Source organism: Aeromonas sp. R3-1 (assembly GCF_040908345.1).
GTDB classification, from domain to species: Bacteria; Pseudomonadota; Gammaproteobacteria; order Enterobacterales; family Aeromonadaceae; genus Aeromonas; species Aeromonas veronii.
This window is the reverse complement of record NZ_JBFODN010000261.1, coordinates 1-13,044: the sequence shown is the minus strand read 5'-3', so window position 1 is coordinate 13,044 and position 13,044 is coordinate 1. Positions and strand designations below refer to the sequence as shown.

Here is a 13,044-nt window from a genome sequence, read left to right as displayed (position 1 = left end):
GGCAATCCGCCCCTCACTAACCCCCCAAGCTAACATTCTATTCTGGAGCATACATACTCCTCCCAAAAAAAGTTATTATTATTTGTTGTTTTTATAAATCAATGGTAGATATTCATTATTGCTATTTATAAAGATAAACATTGCAAGTAATCTTGTATTGATGATGTTCCGCAAATATAAAAAACAAACGCCATTCAGAATATTTTACAAAGAAAGATCTGAATCCATTTCATGACGTGCAGTCCTCTGGCCAGAGTGCTCGTGCTGAGATTTTAATGCATACGCTCCAGGCCTCATCCTGAAACGTGCAATTTTTTTGGCTGCTAATATAGGGTTATCCATTATGATTCTAAGACCTCGAGTAGCAATCTCACCGACCTCTGCGTACTCTCTACGGAGCCGCTCAAGGTCTGAACCTGCTCCTGCAACTGTTCGAGCGAAACGCTCATCTGATGAATGGAGTTCTCGGCAGAGACGTTGCTGTCGCTGGTATGCGTGTTCAAATGCTGCACCATGGTCAGCAAGACCTGATGGTCGTTCATTATCTGCTGCTGTGTGACATGCAGCGATTGAACCTGCTCCCTGAGTGTTGCTATCGAGCTCATCTGCTCGGTGTTGATAAAACTGAGCAACTCTAATAATTGTTTCTCTAAATTCATGATTCACTCCTAATAATGCTAAAATAGCGCTCAAAATTTTCATCAGCAGTTGAATTAATGCCTTTTCGGTGTCTACTGTTAGGGTTCCCTCAGGGTTAATTGGGGTCAGTGTGTAACCTGCATATAGCTGCATCTGCTGTTGCCAAAAAAGAGCATTTGTTGGCTGTTTGCGATGTCTCTGGGTTATCACTGCGGCCATACCTGTCGGTCGTCTCACAGGCCTCGGAGAGGGCATTGGGTGCAGCGTCTCAGTGACGTTATAGCGGCTCTGATTGAAGGCCCGGCGTTTGGCTATCCGCTCCTCAATCTGCTGCCAGAGTGCATCCAACGACGGTTGTGGAGGCGTTGTTATCGTCAACGTCGGTCTCACCACATCAATACTGGTAAACGCACGGCTAAATAAAGGTCCTTTCAGCCGAAAAGCCTTGATCTTTCCCTCTGGCACAATCCGTATGTAATCCTTTTTAGCCTCGACTTCGCTAATACCATACATTTGTCGAGTCTGAGGTTGCTCCAGCCAATCAATCACAGCTTGTCGGTTACATAACTGACCCTGAGTTACCCGTAACTGCACCGCATCAGATAACGCTGCAATCAAGTCCGCATTTTTACTGTACCGTGGTATTGTTCCTGTCAGCCTCTGGCGTCGCGGATCATCTGGACGTGCGAGGTTATATTTCAGGTTGAGGTAATCACGGATCGCATTAAAATCACCTTCCGCACCTGGTGGGTGAGGGTTGAAATATTTTCCAGTGCGCAGATTAATCCGTGGGATTAAAAAATGATTCTCCAGATTTTGTTCATGCGTATGTTGTACCCACAAGATCATCCTGTCCTCTATGGGTAATCCCGCAAAAACCAGCTCCTCCATCAATGCACGAAATTCCTGAGCAATATCAGGATTGGAACTCAGCGTCTGGTTGTCCTCAATTGCATGTGCAATGACACCGCTGGTGTATTTATATTTATGTGGCGATATCTCGATTGCATAAGCAATGTCTCGTGGATTTCCAGCCAACAGCTCAGGTGGTGGAGTCCGTTGTACACCATGGATCAGTCTCAGTTGTTGGTTCAACCGATGAACCAATGGAGCGTCATTTTTATCACGAGCAACCCTAATCGCATCAGCGATTGTACTACGCTCATTTTTTTGTTGCGGCGTCAGAGCGCTGTAGATACCCAGTAGGTAATCTATTGGGGCGCTGGACTTAGTCTGGCGATGCCCATTGGTTGCAAAAAATCTAATCACCGCCATAGCTCATGCTCCTCATACTCACTCTCGATTAATGCTGGATTTACCTCCACTGCATCCTCGTCATCCTCACCTGAGTGTGACCATGTAGTGTCTGGGGTCGCAGTATCGCTTTTGTCATGGCGTATAACCCGAGATGGCTGTGTTAATTGTGGTGATAACATCTCGTTGATTTTATCAACCTGCTCTTTATGTTGTTTTTCTAGTTCCCTGAGTTCGCATAAAATAAAAAGTAGATTTACATCGCCCTTATGGGAATTACACCATTTTACCAGCTGATTGAAATTGTTATAAAACCCGGTCTGTTGCGCAATAAGATTATTTATTGTGTCGCGTAATGTTTCTGCTGGAGAAATGACGATTTTCAATTTTGTGAGAGATTGAGATGCTAACCTCGATACAGTGATGCTTGCATTTTTAGCCTTTTTCTCCCAACGACGTTTTTCCTCATATGTGCAGCGTAGCTCGATTCGATGATCACGGATCTCTGTAAAACTCGGCAGCATTTGTCGAACGATGTCTGTATCCATATTTACATCTCTAGCTATACCGTTAATAGTGACAGCGACATCGTCATTGATGCACCTGATAACGGCCCTTTCAATGAGCAGCATGAGATCAGGATCTCTTGTAAGCTCCTCACGTAAAGTGTTATTTTTGCTATTCCTTAATTTTTTATTTTCTTTTCCCACGTATTGTCTCCTGGCTGCTGAACAGCTCTAATTTATATATTTATTTAGCGGGTCTGGGCGGCAGCCCAGGTAGGTCCAGGGCGACAGCCATGGCAAGGCTCCGTACACCGTACATTGCGGAACGCAATTTGTACGGTGTAGGAGTGACCTTGCTCTTTTTATTAAAAGCAATAAACTGCCTGATTAGATAGTAGCGTCAACGATAGTTTTTAGCTGCAACGATACCGTACACACTTAGATCATATTAACCCGATAACTCTCTTTAATTTATGCTATCGTAATTCACTTCTTTTTAAGGAGCATTTCGATTAATGGTATTATCGATTGCATCTCTGGCATGGTCATCAACTCATTCCAATTTCTGTACAATGTGGCAGATGGCGCAGCAGACTGCTCTACCGTATCTACAGCATTCGAATGTAAGCACCGTTGCAAAACCGCTCCTGCCTGGGCTCCAAAATCGACTGCATCCTCGACTAACCATTGGCCATAACAGCGCTGAATCATTTCAGTACCAGCATGCCCCATCTGCCGTGCAATCCATGGTACATTTATTCCGGCAGACAATAGTTGACTGGCAAATGTATGACGGAATTGCGACGGCCCGCGATAATCAACGCCAAGAGAGATACAGTACGGTTTAAAGAATTTTTCTCTGTATTCATCAACTGAGGCGTAAGGACGCCGCTTTGCACAAAAATAGGCTAACAATGTCCGAGATTCGATTAATTTAGTTCGATTATCATTCTGCGTGACTTTTATATTTTTTGCCTTTCTATTCTTGGCTTGTTCTAGCAGCAGAGTTAGCGGTTCTATTGCCTGCGCTGTCAATTCTATTGTTCGTCTAGACCCCTCATTTTTAGGGGTTTTATACACACCATTTACCAAAGCCAGATCTATGGTCAGCATCTTTTTTTCGAGGTCAACCACTTCAGCACTTAAGGCGAGCAGTTCACTAATTCGTAAACCAGTTGCTATCCCTACCTGTATCAATGCAGTTTCAATTTGATAGTTTTCCTGCTTATTCTGTTGTAGCAATAGTGCAATCTCAGACTGCAAGAATGGTTTCGGCTTCTTTCTGATAAATTTACATTTCTTTATGTTTTCCATCGGATTAGATGGAATTAAACCGTCGAGTTTCGCCCTAACAAATACACTGCGCAGAATTTCCAGGTAGTGATTAACTGTACAGCCATTATATTTCTTTAAAAGTTTTACGACCATCATCTCTATGTCTGTAGAGCTAAAGTCGATCAACTTTTTCTTACCGAACCAAGTTACAAGCTGCTTGCTCTTGCGGCGATATGGTCCAATGGTCGATTCAGCATAGCGGGCTTCTTTAAATTTCAGATTTTCATTTATTGCCAGTCCAAGAGTCTTATTTAAATCTTTGGCCTGTGAGTTTTTATCATTGTTCATCGGCTCTAATCCAGTTGATTTGCGCATAGGTTATGAGCATTAAAAAAATAAGTCAACAGATTTTTGATGCACAAACGAAATTACAAGTCAAGAAAATTATTTGGTTTTTTAAATAATATCGTTCCACCACAACATCTGAGCCACACAGGGCACGATTTCTGGTTGAATTTCCCTGTTGTAGAGCGCGATTGATCCCACCTATCAGATAAGTGAGCATTGAGTTTGGGGCTTATACGTCTATGAGCACTACAGCAAAAGTTCACAAGACGGTACTGGATTGACACTTATACTAAGTCTCTGGGAATCAACTCTATCTTTTCTTTCAAAAGAGAGACGCTTACCCGTTTACCATAGCGGCCAAAAGTGATCCCTGTTTTACTATGTCCCGCCAACTCAGCCACAATATGCTCAGCAACGTCCGCCTGCTGTAACTCATCGATGAAACTATGCCGCAGCCCGTAAAGCGTGGGACGGCCCTGACCTACGATGCCAGCATCATTGAGGTGGCGTTGGAAGCGACAGGTGATGTTATGCGCCCAGTCGTCGTCTTTGCCTGATGGTTTGTCGTCGAACAAAAATACCTGCCCCTGACCGCGACAACTCTCCACATAGTCCAGGAATTGATGTCCGATCAACGCACTATGTAGCGGCACGGTACGGTACGCATTGGCACTCTTGAGCTGCTGATCCACCTCTCCCGCATCAACCATCAGACACCAAATCCCCTCGACCTGTTTGACGTTCAGAGTTTTGAGCTGACAGGCCTCAGAGGGACGCAGCCCTGCGTACAGGCACAAGAGCGGTACCCACCAGTCCTGGATTTTCAACTTTCTGCCTTTCTGGAATTGTTTGCTGCGCAGGCTGGCAAACAGCTGAGCCAGTTGAGGGCGATACCAACGCACTCGCTCCTCATCCGCCCGTTTGTTCGGCTTTTTACCTGCCGTCAGCCCATCGAATGGGTTACGACTGCAATAGTCCAGTGCCACGCACCAACGGAAGAACTGTTTCAGGGCAGCCAAATAATCGGTCTTAGTTTTGAAACTGATGCCGCTCTTGCGAAGCAAGCCGTTGCGATACTCCTGTGCTAGCGCGGGCGTCACCTCATCAATTTTGACGCCTTTGGCCCAGGTGACGAAGGCGTTGATCCGAAGTTGGAGCTGGCCCACCGACCTATGCTGGATCCCCTCACTGGTTTTAGTCTCGATGAATCTCGCCAATGCGTGGGTGAGCATGATCCCACTGCTGGGGCAAGCTGAGGCATCAACAGAAGGTTCACGAGGTGTGGAAGGTGTTTGAGGAGGGATGAACCCAGCAGCTTTGAAAGCGTCAAGATCGGCGCGGATCCAGCGATAGAAACTGCGGGGTGTAGTATCGGCAGGGGTAGCCGCGATTAGTGCACGAGTACGAGCTGCCACTGCTAGGTTGCGGTCTACGGCGAGCTGCCTATCTTTGGTGCAAAGGGAAGTACGGATAGCGAAGGGCAAGCCACGGTCACGTAGTGACTTAGGCAGCGGGAGACGAGTGTAGTAGGTGCCGGAGGCATTTTTACTCAGATACATGATCGTTCCACCCAGTTGATCCAGGAAAAAAATCACGTAAGTCTAGAAATGAAAAAACCCGTTGAAATTCAACGGGTTATATTTGGCGGTGAGGGAGGGATTCGAACCCTCGATACGTTGCCGTATACACACTTTCCAGGCGTGCTCCTTCAGCCACTCGGACACCTCACCAAATTTTTGTTCGCTGCGCTGTTGCGCTGGAACGGGGCGTAATTTAGGGGAAAGGGCTGTGTGGGTCAACCTCTTTTCCCCTTATTTTTCATAATCTTTTCCGAATGCCTAACCCTTGTGCAGAATGCCGTTTTTTTAAACCGGATCAGGGCTTGTCGAGGATGATCAGACTGTCCGGCAGCTCGTTCTGATCCCGGGTGGCCGGGAAGGCGTCGGTCAGAATGGCGCTAACGCGCTCTACGCACTCCAGAAAACCCTGTTCGATCTCCTTGTTGCGCACTCGTGCCACGAAGTCGTCGATGATCTCCTGCCACTGGCCGTTGTCGATATGCTGGGCGATGCCATCATCCACCAGTATTTCTACATAGTGCTCGGCGGCCGAGACGAAGATCAGCACCCCGAGTCGGTCGCGGGTACGGTGCAGTCCTTGCTCGACAAATTGCAGGCGTGCCATCAGGGCCGCCCGGTGCTGGCGAACCTTCTTCGGGATGAGCCGCATCTTGATGGGGGTCCAGTGGAACAGCAGGCTCAGCAGTAGCCAGACTGACCACTGTACCAGCAGGATTTCGTACCAGCCGAGCCAGAAGCCGAGCTGGAACACCAGCAGCGGGGTGAGCATCGCCAGCAGCGCCGCCCAGAGGGTGGGAATGTAGCGATAGCCATCGCTGGCCGGGGCCAGCACGGTGACCAGTTCAGCATCAGTCTCTAGCTCCGCTTCGCGCACCTTGGCCTGAAGCGTGTGGAAGAACTGTTTAGAAATCATGATTTGTCTCTTTACTCCTGTTACCAGCCACCGGAGGCTCCGCCGCCGCCAAAACTGCCGCCGCCACCGCTGAATCCGCCGCCAGAGCGACCTCCAAAGGAGCCGGCACCCAATCCACCGGCCATATAGGCCGACCGACGTCGTCCTCCTGGCCCACCGCCACCACCGCCGCGCAGGTTGTGGAGCACGATCATCGCAATCACCACCAGAATAAACAGCCAGGGGCCGCCACCGTTGTCACTCTTTGGCTGCTCGACCGGCTGATACTCTCCGGCGAGTGCCTTCATGATGCTCTGGCTGCCCGCCATGATCCCGGCCACCATATCGCCGCGCTTGAAGGCGGGCAGGATGCGGCCATGGATGATGTTGGCGGCGATGGCGTCGGGCAGGGCGCCTTCCAGCCCGTATCCCACCTCGATCCGCACCTTGCGCTCATCCTGGGCGATCAGCAACAGCACGCCATTGTTCTTGCCTTTCTGGCCGATCCCCCAGTGGCGACCGAGTTGGTAGCCGTACTCCTCGATGGTCTCCCCACCGAGGCTGTCGACAGAGACCACCACCAGCTGGATGCCGCTGCGTTTTTCAAAGGCGGCCAGCTGTTGGGTCAGTTGATGGGCCTGTTTGCGGGACATCAGACTGGCTTCATCCACCACCCGTCCGCTCAGCGTCGGGAAGTCGGGTGCCGCTTGCAGGGCCGTGGCCCAGAGCAGCAGACAGGGAAGAAACCAGCGCAGCATCATCTTCATTGGAAGCTGACCTTGGGCGCCTCATCGGCACCGGGTTTGGCACTGAAACTGGGTTTGGCTTCCAGATCCGAGTAGAGCAGCTTGGACCAGATAACGCCGGGGAAAGTGCGGATCTCGGTATTGAACTGGCGCACCGCCTCGATATAGTCGCGGCGAGCCACCGAGATGCGATTCTCGGTTCCTTCCAGCTGAGCCTGCAGGGCAAGGAACTGCTGATCCGCTTTCAGCTCGGGGTAGCGTTCTACCACTACCATCAGGCGGGAGAGGGCGCTGGAGAGCTGGTTCTGCGCCGCTTCAAACTCCTTGAGCTTGGCAGGATCGCTCACCTGCACGCTGCCGACCCGGGCACGGGCATCGGTGACCGCCTTTAGGGTCTCCTGCTCATGGCTGGCGTAGCCCTTGACGGTGGCGACCAGATTGGGGATGAGATCGGCGCGGCGCTGATACTGGTTCTCCACCTGCCCCCAGCTCGCCTTGACCTGCTCATCCAGGGTCGGAATATTGTTCATGCCGCAGCCGGTCAGGCCGAGCAGCAGGGTCAGGGTCAACAGGCTCTGCGTGGTTCTGCGCCAGAGTGATGTGGCCATCTTGTTGTTCTCCTTTGATATTTCGAGTCGATAGTGCGCCATGGATGGTGTACGACCAAGAGTGCACCACCATACCAGCTTGGGGTCAGTTGCCACAACGCGCAGGTAGTTCGGGTCGCTTGTTTATGCCGGAGACCTTGGGCAGTTGGGGCTTGTCTTTGAGCCAGGAGGCCAGCTCTTCCCCGCAGCCATTGCCGGGCGGAATGGGGGCCTGAGGTTCGCAATCGGGGCTGCCTACCGGGCAGCGTAGCCGTACGTGGAAGTGGCTGAAGTGGCCCACCCAGGGGCGCAGCTTGGCGACCCAGGGCTCGTCACCAGCCTGCTGGCAGACCGCGGATTTGATCACCGGATTGACGAAGATGCGGGCCACCTCGGGTTTGCTGGCCGCAAGCCGCAGCAGGGTGAGCTGCTGGGGGCCAAAGCGGCCTGGCAACATCTTGTAGCTGGGTTCGTCGATCAGCGCCCACTCCTTGGGGGCATCCTGCTCCCATTTGCTGATGGGGCGGTTGGCCATGCGAAACCAGATATCGGCATCAAGGCCAGTCTGATGGCTGCGATGGCCGGAGGTAAAGGGGCCGCCCTGGGCCATCGCCAGATCGGCGATATAGAGATCCGGCAGCCCGGCCATGCGGGTCTGGTTGGCCAGCGTCTGCAGATAGTGGATAAGGTCGGGGTGGCCGTAGTAGCGCAGCCGTTTGGTGCGGATCACCTGATAACCCGGCCCTTCGAGGGGCAGGGATACGCCGTTTTTCAGGCAACCGGCGGCATAACCGCCGATGGCTTCTGCCTGCAATACGGTCGCCAGCAACAGGGACGTCAGCATGTGCGTGCTCCTTGTCTTGCTTCGAGTCGGCTCAGCAATACGAACAGACTCAAACATATAGATAAATAGGCTGCGGCCACCAGCAGCCAGATCTCGTAGACCAGTCCGCTTGAGTTGGCCATCTCGGTGCCGACGAAGGTGAGCTCCTGCACCGAGATAAGGGAAACGATGGCGGTATCTTTCACCAGCGCAATGAGCTGGCCGGTGAGGGGGGGGAGCATCAGCAGCATGGCCTGCGGCAGGATCACATGGCGCAGCCGCACCCAGGGAGAGAGCCCGAGGCTCTGCGCCGCCTCCCACTGGCCACGGGGGATGGCGGCCAGCCCGGCGCGGACGATCTCGGCGACGAAGGCTGCGCTGATCATGCCAACGCAGAGGGTGCCTGAGATGAGGTTCTCCCAGCGGGCAGATGGGCCAAACAGCGCCTCTTGCCACGGGGAGAGTGATACTGTGCCGAGCCAGCGTGAGAGGCCGCTCGCAGGCAGCAGCTGGTTGGCGATAAAGAAGTAGAAGATGAAGATAAAGACCAGCGGCGGCAGATTGCGGATCAGCTGGATAAACAGGGTCGCGGGCATCACCAGCCAGGGGCGGCGGCTGAAGGCGGCTACCCCCAGCGCAGTGCCGAGCAGCAGCGCCAGCACCATGCCGAGCAGGGCGATGCGCAAGGTGGTGAGCAGACCGCTGAAAAAGTAGGGCAACTCGCCGTAAGGGCCAGGGGTGAACAGCAGATCGAAGGCCTCATGCCAGCGCCACTGATAGGCTACCCCGATGTGCAAGCGGCTGGCCAGCCAGAGGCCTGCCAGCAGCAGGATCAGGGCGATCGCCCCATCCAGCCAGTTGATGTTCCGACATGGCCCACGGACGATGCGCCGGATGGTCTGTTTGAGGGCCATCAGCATCAGGGGTTGGCGACCTGCGCTTCCCACGCCAGCGACTTGAACCAGTAGTCATGGCGCGCCTTGAGCCAGCCATCGGCCTGACGGGCGGCGATCCACTCGTTGAACTGTTCAGCCAGGGCATCATCCCCCTTGCGCAGGGCAAAGCCTTCATCGCCTTGTGCCAACGGCTCGGCAAACGGCATAAAGAGGGCATCCGGGTGGCGCAGCGCCTCTTGCTCGGGTTTCGGGGAAGAGGAGAGGGCGCCGTGGGCGCGGCCGTTCAGCACCTCCTGAAAAACCTGTGACTCGTCATCAAACTGGCGCAGGGTGGCCTTGGGGAAGTGCGCTTTGGCTACCTGTACCGGTGAGGCGCCACGACGTACCGCCAGGATCACCCCGCGCTGGTTGAAGTCCGCCACGGTTTTCTTCTCTTTGGCCATGGTGCTGGAGGCGGCCAGCTGCACCCCCGAATGGGAGTAGGCCTGGGTGAAGCGCACGCTCTTCTCCCGCTCGGGGGTGATGGTGAGGCCGCCGATGATGACGTCATATTTTTTCGCCAGCAGGGAGGGGATGATGCCATCCCAGGCGGTAGGCACGAACTCTACCTGCCAGCCGTTATCTGTGGCGAGGCGACGGGCCACGTCAATCTCGAAACCGATCAGGGCCCCCTGCTTGTCGCGCATCGCCCAGGGGGCGAAGGTGGACATGCCTACCCTCAGGGTACCGCTCTGCTCGATCTGTGCCTGGGTGTCGGAGGGGGCAGTTTCTGCCAGTGCTGGAGTGAGCAGGCTTGCTAGCAGCAGGGCTGCGCCCGACAGGGTGGTCTTGAATGACAGAGTCATGGTTAGCGTCCTTGTTGATCCGGATTCAGGTGACGGGCCAGCGCCCGCGAACAGGCTGACAGCGTCAGGGTTAACAGCAAATAGAGGGCGGCCACGGTAAACCACACCTCAAAGGTCAGAAACGTATCGGCAACCAGAGTACGCCCTTCGTTGGTCAGATCGAAGATGGCGATCACACTCACCAGCGCCGAATGTTTGATAAGGGAGACCAGCTCGTTGGTCAGCGGCGGCAAGGTGATGCGCACCAGCTGGGGCAGGATCACCTTGCGCAGGGTGATGGCCCGTGACAAGCCAAGCGACTGGGCTGCCTCCCACTGTCCTTTGGGAATGGCCTGTACGCCTGCACGCAGCACTTCGGCGGTGAAAGCGCCCTGATAGAGGGAGAGGCTCAACACGGCGCAGGCAAGGGGGGCCAATCCCAGCATGGGGCCCAGCAAGAAATAGAGAATATAGAGCTGCACCAGCTGGGGCGTGGTGCGCACCAGCGCCAGATAAGCGATGGCGAGCCATGGGCCGAGCCTGGAGGGAAGCAGCCGCAGGCTGACCACGCACACCCCGACCGCCAGAGTGCCCAACAGGCTGAGCAGCGCCACCTGCAAAGTGACCAGCAGGCCGTTTAGCAGGGGGCCAGCATAAAAGGTTCCCTCATCCCATTCGCCGAGAAAGGGCAACACCCGCGGCCACTGCCACTCATAGCCCATCTGGCGAGCGCCGCTATAAAGCGCCCAGCCCAGTAGCACAGAGAGCATCACAGTGCCTGACAACCAGCCGAGCAGGCGGGGGCGATTGAGCCTAGCCATGATAGCTGAGCACCTGTTCGAGGAAGGCCCGGGTACGCGGGTGACGAGGGGCGTTGAACAGCTGGGCGGGCGGGGCCGACTCGATGATTTTCCCCTCATCCATAAAGAGCACCCGATCCGCCACTTGACGGGCAAAGCCCATCTCGTGAGTGACGCAGATCAGGGTCATCCCCTCGTCAGCCAGCTCGCGGATCACATCGAGCACTTCGCGGATCATCTCGGGGTCGAGGGCGGAGGTGGGCTCGTCAAACAGCATCAGCTCGGGTTGCATGCAGAGGGAGCGGGCGATGGCGACCCGCTGCTGCTGGCCGCCGGAGAGCTGGTGGGGGTACTTGTCGGCCTGTGCCTGAATACGCACCCGCTCGAGCAGCCCGAGCGCCCGGGCTTTGGCCTCCTCAGGGCGCAACCCCAGGGTATGCACCGGCGCCACCATCAGGTTTTCCAGCACCGTCATATGGGGGAAGAGGTTGAACTGCTGAAACACCATGCCAACCCGACCTTGCAGGCGGCGCAGGTAGGAAGGGGTCACCGGCTCGCCAAACAGGAACAGCTGGCCGTCGTCGATCCCCTCCAGCCCGTTGATGGTGCGGATCAGGGTCGATTTTCCCGAGCCTGACGGGCCACAGATAACCCACTTCTCTCCCCGTTCAATGGTGAGATCGATGTGATGAAGAGCCTGAAAATCGCCATAGAATTTGTCGACGCCACAAAAGCGCACACAGGGTTGCGAGCTGGTCAAGAAGCGGGTTCCACTGAGAATCATTTACGCCATGGTATTGATTTTATAGGGGGATGACAAAGAAAACCCCCTTGTCAGCATCCTGATGGCTATTCACAATGGCGCCATTTCGTGATGACAGGAGCTTTTCATGCGTATTACATCCTTGCTTGCCGATTTGCAGGTGCAGCTGTTGATGCCGCCAGCGGTTCGCTATCGCTGCGTCATTTTTCTGTTGTTGCTGGTGAGTTGGGGCGTGGTGGCGGCCTCCTTGTGGGATGGTTGGGGCGCCATGGCGCTGCTCAACTGGGTAGGCGTGGTCTTTGGTGGCATCACCGGGATCATGGTGTCGCTGCCCCGCAGCTGGCAGCCCTGGCGCCTGGCGGAGCTGGGGTGGGATGAACAGCATATCTATCTGCTCAATGGCAACAAGGATGAGGCGCTGGCACTGCCCCGCAGCCAGCTGGTGGCGCTCGAACGGGAGAGGCGAGTGGGCCACGACGGCCAGTGGCTCGACTTCAGCCTCGATCTGCAGCTGAGTGAAGAGGAGCTGGCGGCGGCCATGGCCTTGCTGGATCTCAAGGCAGGGGAGCTGCATCTGGTGAGCCCGTCGGTCTATCGCTTCGGCTTTAAACGGGCCTGGCACGGTCGCCGGATGCTGGCGCAACGGTTGTCAGATCTGCAATCGGCCTGAGTCGACTATTTTCTCGACAATTCCCGGCAAAGCTCAGATACTGCCAGTGACTCGAATTGATCTTGTCTGCACTGTTAACCCAAGAGATCAATCACTTGACGACAGTGTGGAGAAGGCCACGGCATGAAGCCATGGCAGGTCCGGCATAGGGGTTGTGCCCTTACCGTTATGCTGGGAATTGCATAGAGAAGGCACCTTGAATCGAGAGTGGATGGCATGAAGATTTACGTAGGAAATCTGTCGTACCGGATGACGGCCGACGAACTGAAAACCCTGTTCAGCCAGTTTGGACAGGTCGACAAGGTTGATATCATCATCGACCGCGATACCGGCCAGTCAAAGGGGTTTGGTTTTATTGAAATGCCGGTCAATGGTGATGCCGAAAAGGCCATCGCTGGTCTGCATGGCACAGAAGTCGGTGGCCGTACCATCACCGTCAAC

General features: G+C 54.3%; 14 protein-coding genes and 1 tRNA gene. 2 read left to right on the top strand and 13 right to left on the bottom strand.

Going from position 1 to position 13,044, the window contains the following annotated elements:
- Positions 1-204: 204 nt before the first annotated feature.
- The 13 genes from AB5Y85_RS18115 to AB5Y85_RS18055 all read right to left on the bottom strand — a co-directional run bounded on the left by AB5Y85_RS18115 (position 205) and on the right by AB5Y85_RS18055 (position 11,954).
- Positions 205-1,914 (bottom strand): relaxase/mobilization nuclease domain-containing protein, encoded by a 1,710-nt coding sequence (locus tag AB5Y85_RS18115; RefSeq protein ID WP_198497570.1) that lies wholly within the window; start codon positions 1,912-1,914, stop codon positions 205-207.
- Positions 1,905-2,603, bottom strand: coding sequence for a hypothetical protein (locus tag AB5Y85_RS18110; protein WP_109113091.1), 699 nt, complete (start codon positions 2,601-2,603; stop codon positions 1,905-1,907). Before AB5Y85_RS18110 ends, AB5Y85_RS18115 begins: the two co-directional genes overlap by 10 nt.
- Before the next feature lie 282 nt (positions 2,604-2,885).
- Positions 2,886-4,022 carry a tyrosine-type recombinase/integrase gene (locus AB5Y85_RS18105; RefSeq protein WP_059112249.1) on the bottom strand — a complete coding sequence of 379 codons (1,137 nt, stop codon included), beginning with the start codon at positions 4,020-4,022 and terminating at the stop codon, positions 2,886-2,888.
- Positions 4,023-4,306: 284 nt separating this feature from the next.
- Entirely contained in the window at positions 4,307-5,581 is a 1,275-nt protein-coding gene (locus AB5Y85_RS18100; RefSeq protein WP_368221917.1) for a tyrosine-type recombinase/integrase, read from the bottom strand.
- Between the two features lie 83 nt (positions 5,582-5,664).
- Positions 5,665-5,752 (bottom strand) — tRNA-Ser (locus AB5Y85_RS18095).
- Between the two features lie 145 nt (positions 5,753-5,897).
- On the bottom strand, positions 5,898-6,515 hold the full coding sequence (locus AB5Y85_RS18090; RefSeq protein WP_005337196.1) for a TPM domain-containing protein: 618 nt from the start codon (positions 6,513-6,515) through the stop codon (positions 5,898-5,900).
- 20 nt (positions 6,516-6,535) lie between these two features.
- Positions 6,536-7,261 (bottom strand): YgcG family protein, encoded by a 726-nt coding sequence (locus tag AB5Y85_RS18085; RefSeq protein WP_257687493.1) that lies wholly within the window; start codon positions 7,259-7,261, stop codon positions 6,536-6,538.
- On the bottom strand, positions 7,258-7,848 hold the full coding sequence (locus AB5Y85_RS18080) for a LemA family protein (protein WP_021231419.1): 591 nt from the start codon (positions 7,846-7,848) through the stop codon (positions 7,258-7,260). The genes AB5Y85_RS18085 and AB5Y85_RS18080 overlap by 4 nt, the downstream gene beginning before the upstream one ends.
- Before the next feature lie 85 nt (positions 7,849-7,933).
- Positions 7,934-8,671, bottom strand: a complete 738-nt coding sequence (gene mepA / locus AB5Y85_RS18075) for a penicillin-insensitive murein endopeptidase (RefSeq protein ID WP_257687492.1) — start codon at positions 8,669-8,671, stop codon at positions 7,934-7,936.
- Positions 8,665-9,570 (bottom strand): amino acid ABC transporter permease, encoded by a 906-nt coding sequence (locus AB5Y85_RS18070; protein ID WP_307772297.1) that lies wholly within the window; start codon positions 9,568-9,570, stop codon positions 8,665-8,667. Before AB5Y85_RS18070 ends, mepA begins: the two co-directional genes overlap by 7 nt.
- Positions 9,570-10,391, bottom strand: a complete 822-nt coding sequence (locus AB5Y85_RS18065) for a transporter substrate-binding domain-containing protein (protein ID WP_257687490.1) — start codon at positions 10,389-10,391, stop codon at positions 9,570-9,572. Before AB5Y85_RS18065 ends, AB5Y85_RS18070 begins: the two co-directional genes overlap by 1 nt.
- 2 nt (positions 10,392-10,393) lie before the next feature.
- Positions 10,394-11,191 (bottom strand): amino acid ABC transporter permease, encoded by a 798-nt coding sequence (locus AB5Y85_RS18060; RefSeq protein ID WP_069527972.1) that lies wholly within the window; start codon positions 11,189-11,191, stop codon positions 10,394-10,396.
- Entirely contained in the window at positions 11,184-11,954 is a 771-nt protein-coding gene (locus AB5Y85_RS18055; protein ID WP_005337182.1) for an amino acid ABC transporter ATP-binding protein, read from the bottom strand. Before AB5Y85_RS18055 ends, AB5Y85_RS18060 begins: the two co-directional genes overlap by 8 nt.
- A gap of 106 nt (positions 11,955-12,060) precedes the next feature.
- Here AB5Y85_RS18055 and AB5Y85_RS18050 point away from each other — a divergent pair, with 106 nt between their 5' ends.
- Together AB5Y85_RS18050 and AB5Y85_RS18045 are read left to right on the top strand one after the other, a co-directional pair.
- Positions 12,061-12,603: a hypothetical protein gene (locus AB5Y85_RS18050; protein WP_257687489.1), complete on the top strand. Its 543-nt coding sequence runs from the start codon at positions 12,061-12,063 to the stop codon at positions 12,601-12,603.
- A gap of 216 nt (positions 12,604-12,819) precedes the next feature.
- Positions 12,820-13,044 (top strand): RNA recognition motif domain-containing protein (locus tag AB5Y85_RS18045; protein ID WP_368221913.1); only part of this gene is annotated, 225 nt, incomplete at its 3' end.